Annotated in this window: 23 protein-coding genes and 1 tRNA gene; 3 read left to right on the top strand and 21 right to left on the bottom strand. The window is 44.5% G+C overall.

Translation table 11 applies throughout. From position 1 onward, the window contains the following. Positions 1-28: 28 nt before the first annotated feature. The 14 genes from ACM64D_RS00865 to rpsU form a co-directional block, all read right to left on the bottom strand. Complete coding sequence (locus ACM64D_RS00865; protein ID WP_415061287.1) at positions 29-1,552, bottom strand: hypothetical protein; 1,524 nt, start codon at positions 1,550-1,552, stop codon at positions 29-31. An 88-nt stretch (positions 1,553-1,640) separates the two neighbouring features. Then, positions 1,641-2,336 (bottom strand): hypothetical protein, encoded by a 696-nt coding sequence (locus ACM64D_RS00860; protein ID WP_415061286.1) that lies wholly within the window; start codon positions 2,334-2,336, stop codon positions 1,641-1,643. A 75-nt stretch (positions 2,337-2,411) separates the two neighbouring features. Next, a complete protein-coding gene (locus ACM64D_RS00855; RefSeq protein WP_415061285.1) occupies positions 2,412-3,425 on the bottom strand; it encodes an RES family NAD+ phosphorylase in 1,014 nt (337 codons plus the stop codon). A 4-nt stretch (positions 3,426-3,429) separates the two neighbouring features. Next, on the bottom strand, positions 3,430-4,371 hold the full coding sequence (locus ACM64D_RS00850) for a sce7725 family protein (protein ID WP_415061284.1): 942 nt from the start codon (positions 4,369-4,371) through the stop codon (positions 3,430-3,432). Between the two features lie 3 nt (positions 4,372-4,374). Continuing rightward, positions 4,375-5,262 carry a sce7726 family protein gene (locus tag ACM64D_RS00845; RefSeq protein WP_415061283.1) on the bottom strand — a complete coding sequence of 296 codons (888 nt, stop codon included), beginning with the start codon at positions 5,260-5,262 and terminating at the stop codon, positions 4,375-4,377. A gap of 411 nt (positions 5,263-5,673) precedes the next feature. Continuing rightward, the gene (locus tag ACM64D_RS00840; protein ID WP_415061282.1) at positions 5,674-6,222 is read right to left on the bottom strand and encodes a hypothetical protein; all 549 of its coding nucleotides are present in this window, start codon (positions 6,220-6,222) and stop codon (positions 5,674-5,676) included. A 9-nt stretch (positions 6,223-6,231) separates the two neighbouring features. Beyond that, positions 6,232-6,690, bottom strand: a complete 459-nt coding sequence (locus tag ACM64D_RS00835; protein WP_415061281.1) for a zinc ribbon domain-containing protein — start codon at positions 6,688-6,690, stop codon at positions 6,232-6,234. A gap of 13 nt (positions 6,691-6,703) precedes the next feature. Next, a complete protein-coding gene (locus ACM64D_RS00830; RefSeq protein ID WP_415061280.1) occupies positions 6,704-6,991 on the bottom strand; it encodes a helix-turn-helix domain-containing protein in 288 nt (95 codons plus the stop codon). A gap of 489 nt (positions 6,992-7,480) precedes the next feature. After that, positions 7,481-7,557 (bottom strand) — tRNA-Met (locus ACM64D_RS00825). Positions 7,558-7,617: 60 nt separating this feature from the next. After that, entirely contained in the window at positions 7,618-8,163 is a 546-nt protein-coding gene (locus tag ACM64D_RS00820; protein WP_415061279.1) for a hypothetical protein, read from the bottom strand. A 107-nt stretch (positions 8,164-8,270) separates the two neighbouring features. Next, complete coding sequence (rpoD, locus tag ACM64D_RS00815; RefSeq protein WP_415061278.1) at positions 8,271-10,100, bottom strand: RNA polymerase sigma factor RpoD; 1,830 nt, start codon at positions 10,098-10,100, stop codon at positions 8,271-8,273. A 14-nt stretch (positions 10,101-10,114) separates the two neighbouring features. Beyond that, entirely contained in the window at positions 10,115-11,974 is a 1,860-nt protein-coding gene (gene dnaG, locus ACM64D_RS00810; RefSeq protein ID WP_415061277.1) for a DNA primase, read from the bottom strand. A 45-nt stretch (positions 11,975-12,019) separates the two neighbouring features. Continuing rightward, positions 12,020-12,466 carry a GatB/YqeY domain-containing protein gene (locus ACM64D_RS00805; RefSeq protein ID WP_415061276.1) on the bottom strand — a complete coding sequence of 149 codons (447 nt, stop codon included), beginning with the start codon at positions 12,464-12,466 and terminating at the stop codon, positions 12,020-12,022. Positions 12,467-12,537: 71 nt separating this feature from the next. After that, complete coding sequence (gene rpsU, locus ACM64D_RS00800) at positions 12,538-12,732, bottom strand: 30S ribosomal protein S21 (RefSeq protein WP_407652927.1); 195 nt, start codon at positions 12,730-12,732, stop codon at positions 12,538-12,540. A gap of 176 nt (positions 12,733-12,908) precedes the next feature. Here rpsU and ACM64D_RS00795 point away from each other — a divergent pair, with 176 nt between their 5' ends. From ACM64D_RS00795 to ACM64D_RS00785, 3 genes are read left to right on the top strand one after another with little or no spacing between them, the layout of a single operon-like run. After that, on the top strand, positions 12,909-13,658 hold the full coding sequence (locus tag ACM64D_RS00795; RefSeq protein ID WP_415061275.1) for a TerC family protein: 750 nt from the start codon (positions 12,909-12,911) through the stop codon (positions 13,656-13,658). Beyond that, positions 13,658-14,587 carry a tRNA adenosine(34) deaminase TadA gene (gene tadA, locus ACM64D_RS00790; RefSeq protein WP_415061274.1) on the top strand — a complete coding sequence of 310 codons (930 nt, stop codon included), beginning with the start codon at positions 13,658-13,660 and terminating at the stop codon, positions 14,585-14,587. The genes ACM64D_RS00795 and tadA overlap by 1 nt, the downstream gene beginning before the upstream one ends. A 29-nt stretch (positions 14,588-14,616) precedes the next feature. Then, the gene (locus ACM64D_RS00785; RefSeq protein WP_415061273.1) at positions 14,617-15,948 is read left to right on the top strand and encodes a DEAD/DEAH box helicase; all 1,332 of its coding nucleotides are present in this window, start codon (positions 14,617-14,619) and stop codon (positions 15,946-15,948) included. Here ACM64D_RS00785 and ACM64D_RS00780 read toward each other — a convergent pair. The 7 genes from ACM64D_RS00780 to ACM64D_RS00750 all read right to left on the bottom strand — a co-directional run bounded on the left by ACM64D_RS00780 (position 15,945) and on the right by ACM64D_RS00750 (position 23,178). Next, on the bottom strand, positions 15,945-16,229 hold the full coding sequence (locus tag ACM64D_RS00780) for a hypothetical protein (RefSeq protein ID WP_415061272.1): 285 nt from the start codon (positions 16,227-16,229) through the stop codon (positions 15,945-15,947). The genes ACM64D_RS00785 and ACM64D_RS00780 overlap by 4 nt on opposite strands. Continuing rightward, the gene (locus ACM64D_RS00775; protein ID WP_415061271.1) at positions 16,226-17,185 is read right to left on the bottom strand and encodes a protein-glutamine glutaminase family protein; all 960 of its coding nucleotides are present in this window, start codon (positions 17,183-17,185) and stop codon (positions 16,226-16,228) included. Before ACM64D_RS00775 ends, ACM64D_RS00780 begins: the two co-directional genes overlap by 4 nt. An 83-nt stretch (positions 17,186-17,268) precedes the next feature. Further along, positions 17,269-17,982, bottom strand: coding sequence for a response regulator transcription factor (locus tag ACM64D_RS00770; protein ID WP_415061270.1), 714 nt, complete (start codon positions 17,980-17,982; stop codon positions 17,269-17,271). A gap of 60 nt (positions 17,983-18,042) precedes the next feature. Beyond that, positions 18,043-18,405, bottom strand: a complete 363-nt coding sequence (locus ACM64D_RS00765; protein ID WP_415061269.1) for a translation initiation factor — start codon at positions 18,403-18,405, stop codon at positions 18,043-18,045. Next, the gene (locus tag ACM64D_RS00760) at positions 18,402-19,928 is read right to left on the bottom strand and encodes a SpoVR family protein (RefSeq protein WP_415061268.1); all 1,527 of its coding nucleotides are present in this window, start codon (positions 19,926-19,928) and stop codon (positions 18,402-18,404) included. The genes ACM64D_RS00765 and ACM64D_RS00760 overlap by 4 nt, the downstream gene beginning before the upstream one ends. A gap of 77 nt (positions 19,929-20,005) precedes the next feature. Next, the gene (locus tag ACM64D_RS00755; protein WP_415061267.1) at positions 20,006-21,103 is read right to left on the bottom strand and encodes a DUF444 family protein; all 1,098 of its coding nucleotides are present in this window, start codon (positions 21,101-21,103) and stop codon (positions 20,006-20,008) included. Then, positions 21,103-23,178, bottom strand: a complete 2,076-nt coding sequence (locus tag ACM64D_RS00750) for a PrkA family serine protein kinase (protein WP_415061266.1) — start codon at positions 23,176-23,178, stop codon at positions 21,103-21,105. Before ACM64D_RS00750 ends, ACM64D_RS00755 begins: the two co-directional genes overlap by 1 nt. Positions 23,179-23,181: the final 3 nt, after the last annotated feature.

Below are 23,181 nucleotides of genomic sequence, written 5' to 3'. Positions count from 1 at the left end.
ATGACGATTGTGACCATATAAAATATTTCTACAAGAAATCACTGTCTGAACCTCTAGGCACATTTCCATACCTAACAATCTTTATTTGGCCAGGCGGTTTTGTTAATGGCCTTAGAGACCGAATTATAATTACTCGTCTTTGTGCTGACCGCGGGGGACGCTCTACTACTATGCCCATGGTCTTAAGCAGCGGTTCAATTCGCTTCATCCATCCCGTGAAGCCCCTAGCTTTACGCGGACCGACTAAACCGCTCCGCTTATCAAACAAAGTTTTCATAAGCTCATTTGCAGTACCCTCAATTTTATTACCGGGAGCCTTTTCAAGATTTTGATAAATTGCTAAACACAAATCATCATTCCAAAAGGTATTTTCAATCTGAGAGAATCTGTTTCTTTCATAAAGATCCAAAAACAACCCAGGCTTCAAATTTAATACTTGTTCAATCGCAATACCCATCAAAGCAAAGTCAGTCATTCTCGGCAGACTATTTATTTCAGAATGAATTTTTGGTAAAATGGCTAAACAGTCAGCTAACAGTGAGTAGAGACCACCCAAAAGTAAAGGTAGGTTAGCTTCGAAATCACAGTTTAAATTAGTTTCCGCTATTCTTTGACCTGGAGCCAGAGGCTTTAACTCCAACACCACGCACCTATCAAGAAAGTCAGGTCTATTACTTGGCTCATCAATCCCATTGATAATCACCGGTCGATGAATTTTGTAGAAGACCTCCTCATGGTCAGTGTAAAGCTGCCTCTTTGAGATACCACCTCCAGTAGCCAACCGACAAAATATGTCAGCCATTTCAGGGGAAATGCCAGACATGTTCTCATAAACCAGTAGGTATGAATTTCTGGAAGCAATAACAATATCGTCAGAATTCTTTGGAGGGGAAAGCTCAGGAGGCTCTGATGGATCAATTAGCGCTTTAATACGTCGAGACAGAATTGTCTTACCCGCCCCTTGTGGCCCACTAACCAGAAGGATAGCAAACGCTCCACGATCTCGATTTAAAGATTTCAAAATAAATGTAAGAACTAATAACCAATGCCCAAGTGCAAATTCAGGCATAAGCTCTTGAAACTTTTCAATGAATTCATCCCTATCACCCAAAATTGGCTTCGGTAGAGAACTCTGTTTGTTGGGACGAAAGAGGAATACTTTTTCAGGCTGCCCCAACTTAAAGCCCTGCTGTAGATCCGATATGTGGACGACATCAAAAGAATCATCGTTTAAGTCAATTTGAACTGAGTCTTCGGTACGAGCAATTCGGACCTGAACATTCTTCCTCCCACCCTCTTCTGAAAGGGCGCAAAGCTCCTCGGTTATCTCATCTCTATGATACTGCGAAATCGACAAATTATTCGCTCGAACATATCGAATCAACCAGCCCCGCCAGTGATTCGAGCCAAGAATCATCGTTTTTGCCTTTCCATTTTCCACTAATGAAATACAAGGCTCTCCTTGTGATCCCAAAAATAGCTGTGCGAGATGGTTACCCAACAGATCACTCAATACTGAGTCTTTAATGTCGTCATTTTTAGATTTAGTCATTTATGCCTCCAATTTTGGAGACTTTTTAGAACAATTTCCTATGTAATGATCCAGACAATACAATCATCTTTTGTCTATCTATTGTCGGTTAACGCTTATATGACTTCAGAAATCGATATCTTACATCTTCAAACGTCTTTATATCCACTGCCTTTTTTTGTGATTTTCCACCCCTTAAAAAGTTGGATATTTTCAAGTCATTCAAAATCTTTTGTTGTAGAAAGGCTTCAAAGTGCAATCGATAGGAACGATTGAATTTGAAACAAAACAACCATCTCACCTTTTCGATTCCACTATAAAATTCGTACTTTATGTCGTCTCGAATCTTTTTTGTACTCTTTGGGTCTCGCTCACCGATAATATCTGCTATCTCTTCGAATGTTGAAATATAGTGTTCCGGAGAAAGTATCAGAAAATTCTCTGAGATCCAAAGTGAGCTGACAACCTTCTCTACTTCACAAAATTTTTTCTCAATCATTCCTTCAAGTATTTTGGATTTCTGGGATGAGATTGAAAAACCAGAAAGTCTCATTATGTCAGATTTTAAAAGATTCATATAATTTCGAAGCTTTAATGAAAGGACTAGATCAGAGTAATAATAAAACAGTCTTGTTAATTCATAGTGCAATACCTGATTCACAACGGATTCAAATTGTTTATCCGAAAGACCATTTATTTTTTTTGCTATCGACTGATCATTCTTTGAACGAGGAATCCACTCATCAACATTCGTTAATACCAAAAAACGACCAATTTTTTGTTTTACCCTATATTGCCTTTTCAACTAACCAACCTGATTCATTTTAAAAACAGCCATCAATTTAATAACCTCTGTTTTTCTTTCAACCGTATACTTTAATTAAACAACCTGCGCACGATAGTCTACACCTGCCACTGAAAACAAATTAACTTCTTCAATAGCAGTAACTTTTGAATCATCAAAAAATGCTACATTAAATCCTGGACCCACCGAACTCTTATAAACAACTCCATCATAGTTAAAATGCTTAACCATCTCACAGAGGTATTGACATGCAAGATACTCTAAGTCTGCTTCCCTTGGCAAAATGGCTTTGGATAGCTGCTCTCCCAAATGACATAAAAACTCGAGATCATTAAGAAGCTTAAGTAAATTGTCAGCATCAATAGCAAATGGTGAAATTGTTTCCCGTGGGTTCCTGAGATCCAAAAGGGTAACTGAAGAATTTACGGAAAATTTAGCAACACATATTTTGTCGGCCACATTGGGACGAACCTCAGAAATGGCCGTTTGCTCGTCGGATGCAGTATATAAATAAGATATGCCTACTGGATTCGCGCGACCACCTTTAGCGATCCTGGCAGGGGGCCGCCCCATCTGCTCTAGCGAAAACAGTTCCTTTCCATCACTAATTCTTGCTCGATAAAAATTACTCGGCGGTGATTTAAGAATTAAAAAACTAAAGAGATTTCTCAAATCTTCAGTGTCAATAATTTTAGTTTTCGGAAAAAATCTATTGATGTGCTTTAGCTCATCTTGAAAATTATCCCACAAACTCAATCGTGATGTTTGAGACTGTTTGGATCGAAATTTCTTTTGCGATATGTTTTCGCCATAAAATATCTCGTCCAAAATCAAAGCACAGCTAATGTCAGATGGCTTCGTTAAGAGGCTCCAGTCTCTCCTAAAATATTCAAAAAGACTTTTTGCCCCCTCATCATCAGTCTGAATATATAAACTCAATACAGGAGAAATAAGATCGGCTAAATTTTGCCCTGCCACAGCATAAACGTTGTTGGCCCCGCAATGCTGACACGCCCCCTGAAGCAGGTTACCTTTCAATTTAATTTCATTCGATAGAAATCTGTCGCTAAAACAATTTTCGCAGATCATCGGCTTACTTCAGAAAACTTAACATTAACTCTAGATGATGTTTCATAGAAAGCTTTTTAACATAACCCAAGCCAGGAAAATGTCCATCTGAGTATAGTTGTTTAAACTCCCTAACAGACGAAGTTTCGAGAACAAGTGATCCTGGAGATTCGACTTCATAAACTAGCTTTTGAAGAGCCTCTAGAAACTTTCCTGCTGGATCGACCGGAGAATCTGTACGGTCTGAAACAAAATGTTTAATATTTATAACTTCGTCTTTTCTGAAATAGGTTAGATGAAGAGCTACGGCATACGCTGGTCCACCAGACTCCGAGTAGTCATCTCCGACAGTTAAAAAGTCTCCAAAGGCGTTCACACCTTTATCTTCATAGGTTAGATGCAATTCTGAAAACTCTTCATCTTGTGGGTAATCGGCATTCTTCTCTTTTTTAAACCCGTCTTTGATTAGGACAGAACTTTTAGCCGACCCTTTGAAGTGTCTTCTATAGAGAGTTCCGCAATGACCAGCTATGAAAATATTCGACTCGAGAGTAACTTTTTTTGTATTTAGCTCATTTGCCAGAACGGCACCATCGGGATAACCATAATGAACAAGAGCAAGTTTTCGATCAGAAAATGGGATCAGGGCACTAATAATGTCAGACAGCTCACTATCACTGTGAATTAAGTAACCTACTTGAAAGTTTTCGTACCCCTTGAGTTCTCCATTTACTATATCATCCACTAACACACGATTATCATTCTTAAAATCACCATGCTTGGGGTTGATTATCAAGACAAATGGCACATCTGCCTTTCGCAACTCAGAGATACATCGCTGGAGGCCCGCATGATTTTCCCTAACAGGTTCCAAGATTGGAACAATTGAATTCCCGGCAAGATCTGCGGCCATTTCTCTCAAAGTAATTAACTCGTACTGCTTTCCTCGAAAATACGGAAAATACATTTTTTACCCCGCTATCGGTAGATCAGAGTTAAAAAGCTTCGAAATCTCATCGATTTCATCTTTTGAGAAATGAGCGCTTATGGAAAGAGACTTAAAACATTCAGGTACAGAGGAAATAAAATCCTTAAGTAGAATACTGTCGCCCCTCTTTTTAAGATAAGTGACAGCCAAATCATGTGCCTCGCTGGGCTTGATCTTCACGAAAAGATCTTTATAAACTTGATATGCCTGTGTGTTGGGAACTATTGGTTCATGACCGTAATAATCTCGAATGATCGCCTGATACTCACTTTTTCTTAAGGAATCAAATAGCATAGACGGCACAATATTCTTCTTTCCCGATTTGGCTTCTCTAAGAATTGAAATACTATTTTTGCGGCTTAACTCCATCACACCAATGCTTTTCGGCACGACCTGTTTTATTTTTTCACCCTGCCCCGGGTATGTAATAACATGGACCATATCAAAGACTTGAGTATAAGTATCTATTTGCTTTTGAAGTCGATCGAGAGAGTCTAGTTCTGACTTAATTTCATAAACATTCGCTGTACCATTTAATACAAGAGTATCGGCCTTACATTTTCCAATACGAAACTCTTGAAGCATAAAAGATGTGTTCAAGGAATGCTTACCAAGAAGTATATTTTTGGCGATTGCATTCTTATAGATATACTCGTTACGATAATTTTTCTTTAAATGAGTGAAAGCAAATTCAAATAAATCTCGATATGTTGAGCCATCAAATTGAATTTCCGACTCGCGCATCAGATGATAAAACTCTTTAAGAATTGGGTGAGCTGAATCTTGGTTCTTAATAAAAGAGCGAATAGTCGATTCACTAAAGAATCGGGCCAAAAAGGCATCTAAATTTCTTTCCTTTTGAATTACCATACTCAAACCTTACTTTGTGAATAATAAAGTAGTTCCGAAGGCTTGACAATGAAAAGACCTAGCTCTAAGTGCTGAGGTGCGCTTCCGTATGACACACAGGCTCCCATTGGTTCATTCTGTTTCGGCCATCTTAAATGGGTTCTTGAAAAATTCCTCTCTTGAACACCAATTCAGATCACCTACACGCATAAGCCTAATTTTGAGAACATCCGAGAACTTTGCTAGATCATTTCTTTATGCTTGGCATAGACGACTTTCTCTCACCCAAGAATTGTAGCTCTGAATCGGTCAGAAACTCACTCGGATTATCGACTGAGACCCATCTTGAACCAGTTGTCTTGTTGAAAAAGACCTTGTTTCGGGTAACGCAACTACAGAGAGTAAAAACTGCGAGAAGCAAAACGATCACCTTCATAGTTTTTTCTCCTCAACCAACTTCACAATACTTTTAGCGCACTCTTGGGTAACTTTGTAAAATGAGTCAACACCGTCTTTTGCTGTCACGGCCCAATAAGATGTGACCTTGTCAGTGGCAACGACGTTCCTTTCAAACAATCCAGACTTTGTCTTCAGATATATATTAACGTCACAAATCGAGTAATAACCAACCGCACCGCCCTCCTGGGCTATCTCGATTTCATATTGATTGATCCGAGATAGTAGTGCATTTGATGAATCGTCTTTCACTTGATAACCAGTCAACTTCAACTCCGCCTCAAGAGCCTGCTGCAAGACATTTGTCCTTTTTTGCGGGATAGAAATATCAGCAGTTTCCATACCCCAACCATTTTTTATCTTCCCAACAACATTATCCAATGGAGTGGAAGTATAAACCTTAATTGCAATACCTTTGGGTTCTGGGGTATTTTCAATTTTCACAGGATATTCGCGGGCATCACGATGAGGGGTGAATGCACAGGCCGAAATCATAAGCATTATAATCAATAGAATACTTTTCATCACTTTTCCTCAGTATGTTTTAACAATTTCACCATTCAGAATCCATTCAGCTTTTACTCGCTCCCCAGATTTTGTCTGATAGTCACATCTGGTAAACGAACCCTGATCAGTATTGAGAGTAATTCGCGTCTCATGGCTTTCTGGGTTGTCCATACCTCTGATAAGGGGATCACCCCTCTTATAGTCCACCCATCTCATGCAATCATCAGCAAGTTTCTGATGAACCTCTGAAAGAGCTGAATAACTTATCTGCTTATTTTTAGAACTTGGTCTAACACAACTATAAACTCCCCAAAGTAGCAAAAAAACTATGACGGCATAAGTAACCTTACCGCCAGTAGTAGCCATAATCGCCTCTTCTTCAGCACGTTTTCGATCCTTTACTATTCCAGTATATCCGCAATGAGGACATGACTTGGCATCATCAGAAACAGTCTTACTGCATTCCTTACATTGAATCAGTGCCATAATTGTGTATCTTTCACTTCTTTATCCTCCGAAGAACCACCTCAAAAACACCAGCATTGATTTCATCTTCAAACTTTTCAATTTTGGGATAATCTACTTTATGTTTAATACCAAAACAAAGGTAGTCCAGATTAACATCAAGATAATCGGCCACAATCTTTAACTGGCGAACACTTTTTGGCTCTACACCATGAAGCCATCCATGAAGTGTTTGTACAGGCACTTTTGTACCTCTCGAAAGGCTTGCAACTGTAAGCCCCTTCTCCTTGATGAGTTTTCGTAAAATTGATTTTAATTCCACAACTCATCCTCAATGTGATTTGTGTGACAGGGCAGACTTAATCCGTCATGAAATACACAAATCCGCTTAACCATAGTAAAAATCACGGCCACTCGGATTTTCACAAGACGTTTGACTGAGTTCAAATTGCCTCCCATTTCGATCAAACGCTCTTTGAAATCGAGCAGCTAAATAGAAGAAAGAAGCTGAGGGGATATACCCCCAAAATTCACCACACACGCACACACGCTTGCGTCGCGATGGTAGGGTAAGTTCGTAGACGTTCGAGGACACCCCCTGGGGTACATCCGTAGATCTTGCAAAAGACAACTGTAGCAATCATGACGACTGCTACAGCGACTACTACAAAACTCTATCAACTGCCGTTATTTCGCGGGTTTTTGCGGGATATTGGACAAAATGAAGCTAGAAGCCTCTATTGGCTCAACCTGTTGTTATTATTCTACTTATTTTAATTACGATAAAACCACCGATAGGTGGCTTCGAAAATGGTAGGGAGTGAGGGACTTGAACCCCCGATCCGCCGGTTATGAGCCGGCTGCTTTAACCAACTAAGCTAACTCCCCATAGATGAAAAACAGAGGCAGAGTACCAAACACCTTGGACTCTAGCCAAATCACACTGCATTAGTCTTTTTCAGTCACTTTCAAGGAACCAAAAACCACCGTCACCTTAAGGTTCAAAGCGGGATCACCCTCTTTCAGCCCTGGGGTCGTATAGTGGAATTGTCCAAAAGCGGAAATATTTTTTCCGGGAAATTCAGACTTTGCAAAAACCGTATTGGATTCCACTCGAAGAGGCAGACCCTTCTTCACCACGATCTCGCTCTCCCCAAACACAGTGACCGTTTCAAGACTTTGTTCGGTCAGATCCTCAGCCTCGGATAAATCCAACTGGGAAGAGCCAAACACCGTCACATACTCCCGCGCCTCTTTGGCATTGGGATACTGGAACTGCGCCTTGGCAAAGACCGCTTCGTGATCGGAAGAGCGTTTCTCTGCCTTAAAATCAAAATTCCAGGAAAAGGCTCCGAAGATCACCTTCACACCCAAATAAACTAAGAAAAGACCGAAAAGAATCTTGATGATCGGAATATTAATTCCAAAGATGGCCCCCAAAAGGACACAAAGGCCTACGACAATAATGACAACACCCCAAACCATAGATTTCATACCCTTCCTTCGTCTCTAAAGAGCCAAAACCAAACAAGAACGCATATAATAAAATAAAAAAGGGGTCTTTGAAAGACCCCTTTTTAGCATTCAATTTTTACTAAATCCTAGCTGTCGACAAACGCTTTGAGTTTGTTCGAGCGAGAAGGATGGCGCAGCTTTCTCAAAGCCTTGGCCTCGATCTGACGGATACGTTCACGAGTCACGTTGAAGTCCTGACCCACTTCTTCCAAAGTATGGTCTGACTCTTCCCCGATACCAAAACGCATACGCAGAACTTTTTCTTCTCTTGGAGTCAAAGTCGAAAGAACACGGCGAGTTTGTTCCGCCAAGTTCAGGTTCACAATCGCTTCCGCAGGATTGATCACCTTTTTGTCTTCGATAAAGTCCCCTAAGTGAGAATCTTCTTCTTCACCCACTGGAGTTTCCAAAGAGATTGGTTCTTTAGCGATCTTCAAGACCTTGCGAACCTTATCAACCGGCATGTCCATCTTATCCGCGATCTCTTCAGGGGTGGGCTCACGACCCAACTCTTGAATCAAATAGCGAGATGTACGAACCAGCTTGTTGATCGTTTCGATCATATGCACTGGGATACGGATCGTACGCGCCTGATCGGCAATTGCACGAGTAATCGCCTGACGGATCCACCAAGTCGCATAAGTCGAGAACTTATAACCACGACGGTATTCGAACTTATCAACGGCCTTCATCAAACCGATGTTACCTTCCTGGATCAAATCCAAGAACTGAAGTCCGCGGTTGGTGTACTTCTTCGCGATAGAAACCACGAGACGCAAGTTCGCTTCGACGAGTTCTGATTTCGCCGCATCTGCCTCACGCTCCCCTTTCCAGATCGCTGTGTAAGTTTCCTTCACCCAGTTGTGGTTCATCTCAGTCTCAGAGTCCAAACGCTTAATACGCTTTTCAGCCTCTTGAGCCTGCAACACATAAGATTTGAACTTCTGATAGTTCAAACCCGTGTCGCGAGTCATTCTGGTTAATTCTTTTTCATTCGCATCGATCAGCTTCATACGCTCTGCCATCGCCGCCACGTCTTTAGAGAACGTGCGTTCAACGCCATCTTTAATGCGACGACGAAGAGTTCCGATACGGCTGACCAAGTTCTTAAACTTAATCACAACGCGATTGATTGTTTTACGATTGAAGTTCACAGACTCGAAGTTCGCCATCAACTTGTCGTTCATCAAAACAAGTTCTTTCATGGCCGCTTGACGAGCCGGCGTGTTTGTTTCTTCTTTACGAAGAACATCGAAGTACTTCTGAGCGGCCTTTTGGTACTCAGTCACTTTACCGATAAGCTCATGGATCTTATCGATGTACTCCTTTTCATCGTATTGAGTATCTTCGTCCTCAAGACCACGGAAGATCGATTTAACTTTGATACGTCCTTCATCAAGACGCTTACCCAGTTGAATGATCTCGTAGGTGCCCAGAGGGGACAAAAGGATCGCACGAACGATTTCACGCTCCCCTTTTTCAATACGACGAGCAATCTCAACCTCACCCTCACGAGTGAGAAGAGAGACGCTACCCATTTTACGCAAATAAAGACGAACAGGGTCGTTCCCCTTAACGTCTTCGCTTTCAGCTTTTTCTTCTTCATCTACTTCTTCGTCATCAGAATCCGGGCTTTCAAGGAATGCTCCTTCGCCCTCTTCTTCTTTCGAAGTTTCAGACAAGTCTGAAATAACTACACCACCAGCCTCAAGACCCTGCATGAAGGAATCCAAGACAGAAGGAGCGATAATTTCAGGCGGAAGAAGGTCGTTGATCTCTTCAATCGTCAACGCGCCTTTTTCCTTTGCAAGCTTCAGAAATCGTTGAATTTCTTCTTTAATCAACGTTTCTTGTTCCTGCAAAGAAAGAACCTTTACGGGCTCTTTCTCTTGTTTGTTTGGTAGGTTCGGTTTCATCAATACCCCGCCTTTTACCCTTTATTCAGAGAGATTCGGTTTCTCTGAATATTCATAATCTGTTCCAACTTTTCCGAACTAGGTTCGTTTTTAAGATCTCTCGCCAATTGCTTTGCTTGTTCCCGTAAGAAATTTTCACGCACGCGCTTAAAGCAATCACGCAGCAGTTTCGTCTCTGCCTCTTCGTCGAACCCTGGGTCGGCCTCTGGAGTCGGCCCCACTTGGAATAAATATTCAGGCTGATCAACGTATGAGACAAGCAGACTGGTCAACTTATCAAACTTATTGAGATCTTGTCTATACACATCCGTCGCCTTTTCGAGGATCTTTTTCACTCCTTCATGAGCAACACTCTCGATGAGTTTTTCATTCGAAAATTGCTCAAAATTGGCACGACTTTTGAGTACCAGTCCTAATAGCAGAATCTCTGCCTTTGAGGCTCCCTTGAGGCTGATTTTGCCTCCCTCTGAAGGTTGAGACACCTCTTCAGGGGGCTTTTGGTTAGCCGCCGGCCCCTGGGGCATGGTTCGACTCATCGCAGGCCGATTTTGTGAATATACAGGCCCACTGCTTTGTAGCCCCACAGCTTGACGCAACCAGGGAAGAGTGACGCTCATCTTTTGAGCCGCTTCAGCCAGATAAAGGTCCCGCAGGCGCTGATCGGGAACAACCTCAAAAAGAGGCTTGAGTTTATCTGCCAGCTTCACTTTTTCAGAAGCCTCCCCCCGATACCCCTCCATCCAACGCGCTAAAATCATCACAAAAAGATCCGGTGCTTTCTCAAGCTCCGCCTTCAGCGCTTCGGCCCCGTATTTTTTGACATAATCATCGGGGTCCATATTGTTTGGAAGAGTCAGTCCTTTCGGATAAAGATCCGCCGCCAATAAAATCGGCAAACTGCGCTCGGCAGCCTCCATCCCGGCAGAGTCGCCGTCAAAAAGCGCGACCACGTTTTTCGTCATACGCTTGAGCATCTTACCATGATCGGGCGTCAACGCCGTTCCCATGGTGGCCACGACATTGCGAATGCCCGCCTGGTACAGCGACACCAGATCCATATAACCTTCCACAATCAGGGCCATATCCTCACTGCGAATATAGCGCGCCGTTTGCGAAAGACCGTAAAGGACTTTGCCCTTAATAAAAACGGGAGTTTCAGGAGAGTTTAAATATTTAGGTTCGTTTTCTTTCTTCTCTAGGTATCGTCCACCAAAAGCAATGGGCTCTCCCATCGCCGAGAAGATCGGGAACATCAGGCGGTCGCGAAAGATATCAAAGTATCCGGATTTATTATTGCGCGCCTTCACCAAACGGGCTTCTTCCGCCAAAGCCATAGGCACCTGCTTAGAGGCCAAATGCCTTTCAAGCCCATCCCACTCGGCCACCGCATAACCGATACCGAAGGTTTCAATCACCTCGGCGGAAAGTCCACGACTGGCAATGTATTTACGCACGGGATGATCATGGGGAACACGTTGAAGCTGTTCTGAAAAGTAAGTCGCCGCAAGCTTATTTACTTTTAACAAAAGCTTCTTTTTTTCAGCCACCTGATCTCGGGCCTCATCCTCTTTTTCAGGAGCGGGCATTGGAATGCTGGCACGATTGGCAAGATACTCCACGGCCTCGGGAAAACTCATGCCTTGGTAGTCACGCAGAAAGGAAAATAAGTTGCCACTTTTGTGGCAACCGAAGCAGTGATAGACCTGCTTGGTCTCGGAAACCGAGAACGACGCCGTTTTTTCGACGTGATCTGGAAACGGACAGCGGCCCATAAGGCCGCTACCACTTTGTTTAAGCTGAGTATATTGAGAGATGATGTCGACGAGGTTATTGGCCTCGGATACTCTCTCGATAAAGTCTTGAGAAAATCTCATGCACCTTCCGACAACTTAAAAGGAAAAGGCCCTCAGAGCCCCTTCTTAAGCAAGTTTAGATTTAATAACTTCGCTCACTACTTTGTTGTCTGCGGCACCACCGGATTTTGCGATGACTTCTTTCATCACAGGACCCATGTCCTTCACGGTTTTTGCACCCAATGCTGCGATCACTTCTGTTACGAGAGCTTCGATCTGTTCACGGCTCATTTGCGCTGGCAAATAAACTTCTAGAACTTTCAATTCCGCAGTTTCTTGATCGACAAGATCCTGACGACCCGCTTGTTGGAATTGATCGATAGATTCTTTTCTTTGTTTTACAAGCTTTTTAACGACGCCCATAACTTCTTCACCAGTGATGGCGTTGGGACGAAGTTCGATTTCACGATTTTTGATCGCCGCTTGGAGCATACGAAGAGCTCCCAACTTAACTGATTCCTTAGCGATCATCGCGGCTTTGACATCCGCAGTGATTTTTTCTCTGATTTCCATTAGAGCCTCCATAGAACAGAGGCGACCATAGGCCGCCTCTTATAAAAACCAAATTCCGTAAGATCGGAAAATTAGTCGTTCCAGCCTTTTCTAGATTTTTTCACAGCGCGCTTACGAGCTGCGATAGACTTCTTTTTAAGTCTTACAGAGGGCTTTTCAAAGTGTTCGCGTTTTTTAACTTCAGAAAGAATTCCTGCTTTTTCGCAAGATTTTTTGAATTTTCTGAACGCAGATTCAAAAGACTCACCGTCTTTGATCTTTACCATTGCCACAACAATCACCTGCCCTTCTGAGTGGAATAAGAAGGAAAGTGTATAACAAAGCAGCACAAAAGGGGCAAGCCTTGGGGTCCTGACGCGTTGAATTATCTTATCGCAATCAAAATTGAAAGGCTGTGAGATTAGTTTATAACTGGGTCACCCCTTAAGGAGTTGTTTTTACAATGGAAATGCTAACGAACCCTCAAATTTGGATCGCCTTCGCCACCCTGTTTGCCCTGGAGTTGGTCCTCGGCATCGACAATATCATCTTTATTTCGATCCTGGCCGGGAAGCTCCCGCAAGACCAGCAGGACAAAGCCCGCATCACCGGTTTGGGGCTGGCGGTGGGGACTCGCATCCTTCTGCTTCTCTCTTTGTCGTGGATTATTGGCCTGACGGCACCCCTTTTCTCAGTATTCAACCAGGAAATTTCCGGCCGCGACCTGATCCTTCTTCTTGGAGGTCTCTTCCTGATTGTTAAAAGTACGATGGAGATCAATCACAAACTTGAAGGTGTGGAGGGCAGCCAATCGGGACACGTGGCCCACTCTTTCAACGCAGTGATCGTACAAATTCTTTTGCTCGATATCGTGTTCTCTTTGGACTCCGTGATCACAGCGGTGGGTATGGTGAGTGAAATTTCCGTGATGGTCGCCGCAGTCATCGCCTCAACACTGGTGATGATGTTTGCCGCAAAACCCATCAGCAATTTTGTCGACGCCCACCCGTCCTTGAAAATCTTGGCCTTGAGCTTCTTGTTGATGATTGGTTTTACTTTGATCGTCGAATCCCTGGAAGTGCATATCCCCAAAGGCTATGTCTATTTCGCGATGGCATTTTCAGTCGGAGTTGAGATGCTCAACATTCGCATGCGTAAGAAAAAGCCTTCCGAACCTGTCAAACTTCGCGAAAGAATCTCTGAGGAGTCCTAGTGAGTTTTTCTGCTGAAGATGTGAAATGGATGGGCAAGGCCCTTCGCCTTGCCAAAAAAGCCGCCGAGAAGAACGAAGTTCCGATCGCGGCTTTACTCGTAGGACCTGACGGATTGGTGTCTTGGGCGATCAACACTCGCGAAAGACAACAAACTCCCCTGGGTCACGCGGAACTGTTTGCTCTTCATAAGGCCTCTCAGAAAAAACACAACTGGCGTCTGAGTGATTGCACCCTGTATGTAACCCTTGAACCCTGCGTGATGTGTGCGGGCGCCATTCAACAAGCTCGTCTGAAGCGCGTGGTCTATGGAGCTTCCGATCCCAAGGGGGGCGCTATTGAGAGTCTCTATAATGTTTTGAATGACTCTCGCTTAAATCATCAAGTGGAAGTCACCGCCGGAGTCCTTGCCCCCGACTGCGCCGCTCTTTTGCAAAGTTTTTTCCAAAATCGCCGCGAAGAACACAAGGCCTCTAAAACACAAAAAATCTTTCGCGATCGCACCTCGGTGATTGTTGTTCATAAGAATAAAATTTTGGGATTTCACGCCGTGGATCCCACATCCCAAACGCCGTACTTCTTTGTTCCCGGAGGGGGTCTCGAAGAGGGGGAGTCCTCGATCGAGGCCGCCGCGCGAGAATGCCTGGAAGAAACGGGCTATAAAGTACGAATTTTGGAAGAAACCGCCTTTGAGCGCAAATATGACTTTCTTTGGAACGGCAATATCCACGCCTGTCGCACAGTCTTTTATGTGGGCGTTCTAGATCAAGAGTGGAGCCCCCCTCATAAAGTGGAGGACGCCTCTTATCACAAAGGTGTGGAGTGGTTGGACGTTAAGAGGGTTCCAGAGATCTTCGGCTACAACAAAGACATCCTCTGGGCCGTGCAAAAATTGCTCAAAACTGCGCTCAAGAAATCGGCCTTGCGCTAGTTCTGCCACCCTGTTACAAATCCCAGTTGATGACAAAGACAAAATTCACTGACCTTCCCCTGATCGCCCCTCTTCAATTTTCGTTAAAAGAAGCAGGATATGAAACCCCAACTCCCATTCAGTTGGCAGCTATTCCTGTTATTCTTGAGGGACAAGATCTTCTTGGTATTGCCCAAACAGGAACTGGAAAAACAGCGGCCTTCTCGCTGCCCATTCTGCAAAACCTGACTCGCTACACCTCTCGTCCCGAGCCCAAGTGTCCTCGGGCCTTGATTTTGACTCCAACTCGAGAACTCGCAATTCAAATTTATGACAATATCAAGGCCTATGGCAGCCACTTGAAACTTAAACATGCGGTGATCTATGGCGGCGTTGGACAAAACCCGCAAGTGCGCGCCTTGCAAGAGGGCGTAGATATTTTAGTCGCCACTCCGGGACGACTTTTGGATTTATTTCAGCAAAAATTTCTGCGCCTGGATAAGGTTGATATCTTTGTTTTGGATGAAGCTGATCGCATGCTGGACATGGGATTCATGCAAGACATTAAACGCATCCTTCCTCTTTTGCCGAAACGTCGCCACAATCTTTTCTTTTCTGCAACAATGCCGCCAGAAATTCAAAAGCTGGCCGAAACAATTTTAATTCGTCCCAAAAAGGTGGAAGTGACACCCACTTCTTCGACGGCTGAAAAAGTCGAACAAAAAGTGATGTATGTGGAAAAGAAAGATAAATTGGATCTTCTTCTTCACCTTCTGAAAGACAACGACCTTTACAAGGTTCTCGTGTTCGTGCAAATGAAGTACGGAGCCAACCGCGTTGTCGATAAACTGGTCAAAGCAGGCATCCAAGCGGCCGGCATTCATGGCGATAAATCTCAGTCCGCTCGTCAACGCGCTCTTGAAGACTTCCGCAACGGAGATGTTCGCGTACTGGTCGCGACTGATATTGCTGCTCGCGGAATTGATATCGATGGCATCACTCACGTGATCAACCTGGAGATGCCGCATATTCCTGAAAGTTACGTTCACCGTATCGGAAGAACGGCGCGCGCCGGAGCTTCGGGACAGTCCATTTCTTTCTGTACAGCGGAAGAACGATCGTTCATGTTCGCCGTAGAAAAAGTCACTCGTCAGACCGTAGAGCTTGTCACCGATCATCCTTATCATTCGGAGGCTATTGCCAAGGCGGCGGTCTTGAGCCCGGGAAAAGCCAAAGCCATCTTGGAAGGACAACGCCTTGAGAACAAAGCCAAGAACCGCTTTCGTGCTGGCAACCGCCCCGAAAAGAAGGGCCCCCCTCACGGCAAGAGTTCACACAAAAAATCGCACAAAAGTTTCTCTAAGAAAGGGCCCCGCGCTTAAGGGGCTTTGATCGACAGGATTTTACGTGTCAACGGGTCCACGGTGACCCGAATCGGCTTTTTATCTTTTTGACTTGCTTCTAGTTTTCTCAACAAGGTCATGTCTTTGACTTCGGGAACCTCATACAACGTGGGTGCTCGATAAAAAGTGATAAGCGATTTTCCGTTCTGAGTTTTAATTTTATAAACCACATCAATAAAGGAATGTGGCTTTACAGTCGGCTCTTCTGCAAACGCCGAACTTCCAAGAAGAAATGCCAGGGTGGTTAAGAAGAGCTTCATTGTGAAAAGGCTCCTTGCTCAAATGAGGGGATCAGTTTTTTTTGACGCCACTCTTTACGATCTTCCGAGTCCATGCGTCGCTCTTCCAACTCTTGTTCCGCCATCACGACCTCAGCCATATGCCAGCGTCCTCGCGAAGGATCCTCTTTGATCGATTTCATACTCTCCCCGCGAAGAGGATCTAAAACAAAACGATCTGTGACGTAGATCTGCACATCTTCCTTTAATTCGGGAGCTGGCAACATTTTGTCTGTCCAGGTTTTTACAGGAACGGGTTTTTCAAATAAAGAGGGATCCAAGATCCTCATCTCCACACCCTTGGCCGTCTGAACAGCAACCATCGGAGCGACATGATAAGTCCAAACAACACCCTCACCATTCAGAGCTTTTTTGGTTTGCACAACCAACGTTCCCTCGACAAACATCTTCGCCACGCGAATTCCACGTTTCTCAAACTCACGAGCCATCAAATGAGCTCGGGCCCAACAGCCGTTTTCGGGGATATCAAAGGCATATTTCGGGTCTTTGGAGAACTCGTCAAAAATCTTATTTAGCTCTTCTTCGCTGACCACGGAAACGGGAATGGTTCCGGCCGCTGTCTTTTCAAGATTGAGGCTGGGATAAGCAACACGCGTGTCGCTGTCTTTTTGCGGCTCACACTTCTCTCCACGATGGATGGATCCTAGGGACTTTGTGAAGCTCTTAAAAAAGTCCGTGTAATCGTACGTCGCTGTCTTTCCTTCACGGAACTTTCCCGACGTCGTGGCATTTTGATCTGGAAGCAAAGAGTCTTCGTACTGACCCGCCTGCGAACAGATCTCTTGAATCTTGTCCTTCTGAAACCCTTCAAGATCTTCCAAAAGATCCTGATTACACAGAACTTCCGGTGGGATCGCCCAACAAAGAGGTGCTGCAAAAAGAAAATTTAGAGATAGAAAAATGACTAGAAAACGCATCACCTACTTATCGGCGCTGACGGGTGCTTTCTTTATAATATGCGCGCTCTGGACCTTGGTCCCGGCAGCTGGCCGGGTTTTTATTAATCTTGAACTTCTAAGCGATAGCCCAAGGATGGCACCGCAACGATGCGGCCATTGAATTTCTGAATTTTGCGTTTGAGATAGTTGATCTGCGAGTCTACGTTTCGGGACGTCACTTCGGTATCACCCCAAATTTCCGTCAAACATTTCTCACGAGTCACAAGATTATTTTTAGCTGCCACAAGCAGCTTCAAAATATCAAACTGTTTCGGCGTTAAACCGACTTCTTCATTATCAACAAAAACTTGTCGCGAAAGAAGGTTCATACGCAGATTTGCCGCAATCAACTCGGAAGCCATTTCCGGCTCTTTATCGGAAAGACGAGCTTTGATTCTCAAAACCAACTCTTTAACGTGGAACGGCTTAGAAATAAAGTCATCCGCACCCGTCTCAAAGGCTTTGATTCTTTCATCAATCGTCGCAGCACCCGACACAAAAATAATCGGTGTGTTTTTCGTTGATTCACTTTCGCGAACCATACGGCAAACATCCACGCCCATGACTCCCGGCATTTTATAATCCAGCAGAATCAAATCCGGTCTTTTATCATTAATAAGCTTCACGGCAGCTGAACTGTCTGAGGTGTACGAGCATTCGTAGGTTGAGCCTAGGATTTCCGCCAGAAGCTTGCAGCTTTCTTCATAGTCATCAACGATAACAATCTTTTTGGCAGCCAAGTCCGCACCTCTTAAGGGATTGGTCGTAGTAAACATATTCATATTTTGTAGCATCTCGCGATCATCTTTAAAATTCAAGATCCAGTGGGTCCAGATTTATACACCTTTGTACTTGATCTTCTTACCCTCAAGTATCTTCTTAAGTTGATCCCTTTTGTCACCTTGTATTTCAATTATACCACTTTTGTCGGATAAAGTGTGAGTCCCACCCACGCCACATTTTGCTTTGAGCTCTTTCGCCAGTGTCTTTAAATAGTCCTCATTGCGAGGGAAACCATCCATAACTGTGACGGTTTTTCCGCCGCGCCCGCCTTTCTCTAAACGAAACACCACTGTAAACTGCGCTCCCTCCATGCTGTCTTGGGGACGACACTGGCATTCCCCTTTCAGCTCTTTACACTGAGGGCAGCGAACGTTGTCTTTGGGGTCAGTACTGTAAACTAAACGAGTATTCTTCATGTCCCTTGCTTTTCTTCATTTGCGGGATTCGGGCTCGGCTCTTGGCCTAGCTTGTGCTGAGTATACTCCTTCCCATCAAATCTAAAAAGCTGCGGAGTTTCATCCATGACCGTTGCAATATTGACTGGGCGCTTCCACATCCTGAAGACATTCTTCAACGTCTCACTCATAAAGTCGGGCTGCATATCAATACCTTCGTGAAGATGAGTTAAAAGAAGCTCTCCACGATTCTCAAAGTTGGCATCCTCAATCCGAATAATAGGCTGTCCAAAGTTCGTCATATGAAACAACAACTGCGCTTTGATGGCCTTAAAATCCTTGGTGTCGACTTCAAATTTATTGGTCTTTTTATTGAATTTATAGACAAACAACTTATTGCGCACACAGAAGTCTTCAGTGAGGAACTGATCGATGAAGGTCACGTCATTGCAGACCTTACGAACTTCAAAGATTTTTTCGCGACCCAGGCGCAAATCTCGATTCCAGTTCTTACGCTCACGAACATCGTCGCACTCTTCCCACTCACGACCGAACTGACCCTTATTCCATCTCTCTTCGATGTCACGGAAAAGTTCGATTCCTACCTTGTAGGGATTGTAACCGTTCGGAGCCATCGCCATTGTTCCGCTGTGATGATCGGCAAAATCAATAATCTCAGAATCATTCAAGATCTTCGTCGTCATCAGCTTTGAATGCCAATAGGAGGCCCATCCCTCGTTCATCGTCTTCGTCATTCCTTGAGGAGAGAAATAATAAGCCTCGTCACGAATGATCGACAACACGTCCTGCTGCCAATCCGTCAGCGGAGCATGATGAATAAAGAAGTTTAATACGTCCTTCTCGGGCTCCCGAGGAAATCTTTGGGCTTTTTGTATTGCTTCTTCTTCCGCTTTCTTCCGCTGTTCTTCTACGAAAGACGGCGGGTTGATATAGTCCCGCATATAGGATCTATCAACACGAAGAAGATAGTTCGGCTCTTGAGGCCTCGACTCTTCGGACTTAGTCACAGACTTTTCCACATAGGGACTGTAGCGATCAATCAGATTTTCCAAACTCAAACAAACATCGATGAAGTTCTCAACGGTGTCCTGGCCATAACGATCCATATAACGACGAATGCGCGTGGCATGATTCGCCATTTGGTCCATCATTTTGCGATTGGTTTTTGAAAACCAAATATTGTTCTTAAAGAAATCACAGTGACCGTACACATGGGCCATGACGAGCTTTTGATCCATCATCGCGTTCCCCTCCATGAGGTACGCGTAACAAGGATCGGTATTGATCACCATTTCGTAGATTTTCGAAAGACCGTATTCATAACTCTTGGAGAGATGTTCATACTCCATTCCAAATTTCCAGTGCGGATAGCGAACAGGAAATCCGCCGTAGGCCGCAAACTGATTGATTTGGTCGTAGGTGATCAGCTCAAAGATTGTCTCAAAGAAATCCAAGCCCGCATCTTTGGCGATTTGGCAGATTCTTTTTCTTTCAGCTTCCAATTCCGGTGTTAAGTTGGCCATCGTTACTCCACTTCTCGAACTCTCACCTAGTCCCAATGTCGCAGCGCACTTCAAAAAGGTACGGCGTACCTTTCGGGTTAGCGGCCTTTGCCTAGGAAATCTTTGATTGAGTCTAGGATTTTGTCGCGGCTTTCGATCTGACTCAACGTCAGGCGTTCGTCGGCGCCGATTTCCTTTTGTAAGTCTTTGAGGAACTGACCGCTTCCGTACTTACTTTCCACCTGTCCGTAACTAAAGACGTTGCAGTTCGGAAGAAAGAACTCCGTCAGCATCTTGATACACAAACGCGTGTCCTCGCCTGACCAGTTGTCTCCATCGCTAAAATGGAACGGATAGATATTCCAATCCTGGACAGGATAGTCTTTCAAAATAATTTCTTGGCACAGCTTGTAGGCGGAACTGATCAAAGTTCCCCCCGATTCGCTGGTTCTAAAGAACGTGTCTTCGTCGACTTCTTTCGCTGCGGCGTCGTGGATAATAAAACGCGTCTCAAGGCCCTTGTAATGTTTCTTCAGCCACGTATTGATCCAAAAACTTTCCAAGCGCACGATTTCTTTCTGCTCGTCTCCCATACTTCCCGAGACGTCCATCATATAAATCACCACCGCTTGTGTTTGCGGTTGCTGCACTTTTTTGAAGGACTTGTACTGCATATCACGGCGGATTGGCAGAACCAGAGGTTCTTCAGGATCGTAAGTCCCAGCCCCCACCATGCGCTTCAACGCTCTTTTGTAAGAGGATTTGAAATGACGAAGTCCTTCAGGACCCACCGGAGCAAGCCCTGTGAACTTCGTTTTCATCGAATCAATGTTCTTGGCCCCTTTAGGTTCAATCCGCGGGAGCTGTAATTTCTCACCCAGAATGTCGGCCAATTCTTCCATGCTCAATTCAACTTCGACAAGATGCTCGCCCGGCGCTTCGCCAGCTTGACCTTGTCCGCCCTCACCAGGATCTCCCACGTCTTGTCCGGGTTGACCTTCTCCCTGACCCACGCCCCCTTGTTGTTTGGGGCCGTAGCGGAAGTTCGGAATGTCGATGCGAGGAAGCGGAATTTTTACGTACTCATCCTCACGCTTCCCGATCATCTCACCTTGGGAGACGTACTTGCGAAGGTCCTCTTTGACCTTGCCTTTGACGATCTCTCTAAATCTATTATGGTCTTCCCGTATAGACATTATTTATTCTTTACGTCCCCTCGGGCGAAGATACTCGCAACATAGTGTAACACGTCTGTCGCAGAGATCTCATCGTATCCGAAGTCCTTGATGAGACGAGTTTTAACAATATCAATCTTCTCTTGAGTGTCCTTGTCAGCCACGTTGCTCACCAATGTGGTGAGCTTGATGCTGTCTTTTTGATCTTCAAAGAGTTTGAGTTCAATCGCTTTGTGCAAGCGTTCGTTCATCTTATAGTTGAACTTCTTGCCTTCCAAAGCCAAGGCGCCGATATAGTTCATGATCTCACGTCGGAAATCATCCTTACGCGACTCGGGAATCTCAATCTTCTCTTCGATGGATCTCATCAGACGCTCATCGGGCTCCTCATCGTTTCCAGTAAACTGGTTACGCACCTTTTCGCGCTGAGTGTAAGCCTTCACATTATCAATGTAGTTCGCGCAAAGTCTTTGCATCGCACTTTCATCAGCACTGATGGCTCTTTGCACTTCCGCCTTGATGATCTCTTCGTACTCCTGCATGACCACACCCAAGAGTTCTTTGTATTCGGTCTTCAATTCTTCGCTGGAAATCAACGAGTGATTTTTCAAACCCGACTCCAGCTCCTTAAAGACCATGAAGGGATTCACAGAACCTTTGTTGGATTGTTGAGCCGCCACCAGAGCATTTGAAAGTTTATCTTGGATATAACGAGCCGAAATTCCCTCAAGACCCTCACGCTGAGTTTCTTTACGAAGCTCCCGCACATTGTCCTCAGTATAGTTCGCCAACGTTTTACCGTTATACAGTTTCAGCTTTTGTAAGCGAGTCAAATTGGCTTTTTTCGGTTTTTCCAAACGAGTCAGAATCGCCCACATCGCGGCCATTTCCACCGTGTGAGGGGCAATACTGATACCACGCACCTTTTGCGAGTTGAAATCACGCTTATAGATATTGATTTCGTCTCTCCAACGAGTGATATAAGGAATATCAATTTTCACTGTACGGTCACGAAGAGCTTCCATGAACTCGTTGTCTTGAAGACGACGGTATTCCGGCTCATTCGTGTGACCGATAATCACTTCATCAATATGGGTCTGCGCAAACTTCTTAGGCTTCACACGATGCTCTTGAGAAGCTCCCAAAAGATCGTACAGGAAAGCCACATCCAGTTTGAGCACCTCGACGAACTCAATCATGCCGCGATTGGCGACGTTGAACTCACCGTCAAAGTTGAACGCGCGAGGATCTGAATCAGATCCGTATTCAGCGATCTTACGATAGTTGATATCGCCGGTTAACTCTGTCGAGTCTTGGTTCTTTTCATCTTTAGGCTGGAACGTACCGATGCCGATACGATCTGCTTCTGAAATAAAGAGGCGACGGACTCGGACGTGAGAAAGCACTCTCATCAAGTCGCCGTCGTAACGCTCCATCAAAGCTTTAAAGATAAAACGCGAAGGAGGGCTGAGCTCCCCTTCGACTTGCACACGATAAGTCCCCTCTTGACCCTTGTTCAAGGACTCAAAAACTTGCGCACGCAATTCTTCGGGAATCAAAAGAAGGGGCTCTTCATTCATGGGAGATTGGAAAACTTTAACGCCCTTTCCAAGAAGACCATCGAGTTCTAATTTTTCATCGATCCACTCAAAAGTATAAAGGGCACCGCCCTTAGAGTGAGAGTAGCGCTCAAGACCTTTTTTCAACATCCGGCAGATTGTGGACTTCGCACTTCCCACGGGGCCATGCAGAAGAATCACACGCTTTTCAGTTCCGTATCCCAAGGCTGCGGCCTTTAAGACATTCACCAATTTCATTAGCTGCACATCGAGTCCGAAGACAGCATCTTTGCCGTTGTTGTGGACATCATCAAAGAATCTGTAACGAACGACTTCTTTTTTAAAGTCGATATACGTTTCCGTGCCCTCTTCAACGATCATGTCATACATACGTTGATAAGCGTTTCTTGTGATTTTTGGATTCTGTTTGACAAGGCCGAGATATTCCTCAAAAGAACCACTCCAGTGTTCTTTCGCATGCGCGCTCGAATTTTGCCAATTAGTTACCAACGAATGAAGATCAATCTTAGAGGCCATAAT

The sequence above is a fragment of the Bdellovibrio sp. genome, from assembly GCF_047637665.1.
In the GTDB taxonomy this organism is placed as follows: domain Bacteria; phylum Bdellovibrionota; class Bdellovibrionia; order Bdellovibrionales; family Bdellovibrionaceae; genus Bdellovibrio.
This window is presented reverse-complemented; position numbering and strand designations above follow the sequence as displayed.

What these genes read in the sequence shown, in the direction of transcription:
- ACM64D_RS00820 (WP_415061279.1), bottom strand. Translation starts at nt 8,163, where the DNA reads ATGAAATCTATGGTTTGGGGTGTTGTCATTATTGTCGTAGGCCTTTGT.
- ACM64D_RS00775 (WP_415061271.1), bottom strand. Translation starts at nt 17,185, where the DNA reads ATGCGTTTTCTAGTCATTTTTCTATCTCTAAATTTTCTTTTTGCAGCA.
- ACM64D_RS00780 (WP_415061272.1), bottom strand. Translation starts at nt 16,229, where the DNA reads ATGAAGCTCTTCTTAACCACCCTGGCATTTCTTCTTGGAAGTTCGGCG.
- ACM64D_RS00845 (WP_415061283.1), bottom strand. Translation starts at nt 5,262, where the DNA reads ATGGTAATTCAAAAGGAAAGAAATTTAGATGCCTTTTTGGCCCGATTC.
- ACM64D_RS00865 (WP_415061287.1), bottom strand. Translation starts at nt 1,552, where the DNA reads ATGACTAAATCTAAAAATGACGACATTAAAGACTCAGTATTGAGTGAT.
- ACM64D_RS00835 (WP_415061281.1), bottom strand. Translation starts at nt 6,690, where the DNA reads ATGGCACTGATTCAATGTAAGGAATGCAGTAAGACTGTTTCTGATGAT.
- ACM64D_RS00770 (WP_415061270.1), bottom strand. Translation starts at nt 17,982, where the DNA reads ATGTTTACTACGACCAATCCCTTAAGAGGTGCGGACTTGGCTGCCAAA.
- ACM64D_RS00850 (WP_415061284.1), bottom strand. Translation starts at nt 4,371, where the DNA reads ATGTATTTTCCGTATTTTCGAGGAAAGCAGTACGAGTTAATTACTTTG.
- ACM64D_RS00840 (WP_415061282.1), bottom strand. Translation starts at nt 6,222, where the DNA reads ATGAAAAGTATTCTATTGATTATAATGCTTATGATTTCGGCCTGTGCA.
- ACM64D_RS00795 (WP_415061275.1), top strand. Translation starts at nt 12,909, where the DNA reads ATGGAAATGCTAACGAACCCTCAAATTTGGATCGCCTTCGCCACCCTG.
- rpsU (WP_407652927.1), bottom strand. Translation starts at nt 12,732, where the DNA reads ATGGTAAAGATCAAAGACGGTGAGTCTTTTGAATCTGCGTTCAGAAAA.
- ACM64D_RS00750 (WP_415061266.1), bottom strand. Translation starts at nt 23,178, where the DNA reads ATGGCCTCTAAGATTGATCTTCATTCGTTGGTAACTAATTGGCAAAAT.
- ACM64D_RS00785 (WP_415061273.1), top strand. Translation starts at nt 14,617, where the DNA reads ATGACAAAGACAAAATTCACTGACCTTCCCCTGATCGCCCCTCTTCAA.
- dnaG (WP_415061277.1), bottom strand. Translation starts at nt 11,974, where the DNA reads ATGAGATTTTCTCAAGACTTTATCGAGAGAGTATCCGAGGCCAATAAC.
- rpoD (WP_415061278.1), bottom strand. Translation starts at nt 10,100, where the DNA reads ATGAAACCGAACCTACCAAACAAACAAGAGAAAGAGCCCGTAAAGGTT.
- ACM64D_RS00755 (WP_415061267.1), bottom strand. Translation starts at nt 21,103, where the DNA reads ATGTCTATACGGGAAGACCATAATAGATTTAGAGAGATCGTCAAAGGC.
- ACM64D_RS00765 (WP_415061269.1), bottom strand. Translation starts at nt 18,405, where the DNA reads ATGAAGAATACTCGTTTAGTTTACAGTACTGACCCCAAAGACAACGTT.
- ACM64D_RS00855 (WP_415061285.1), bottom strand. Translation starts at nt 3,425, where the DNA reads ATGATCTGCGAAAATTGTTTTAGCGACAGATTTCTATCGAATGAAATT.
- ACM64D_RS00805 (WP_415061276.1), bottom strand. Translation starts at nt 12,466, where the DNA reads ATGGAAATCAGAGAAAAAATCACTGCGGATGTCAAAGCCGCGATGATC.
- ACM64D_RS00760 (WP_415061268.1), bottom strand. Translation starts at nt 19,928, where the DNA reads ATGGCCAACTTAACACCGGAATTGGAAGCTGAAAGAAAAAGAATCTGC.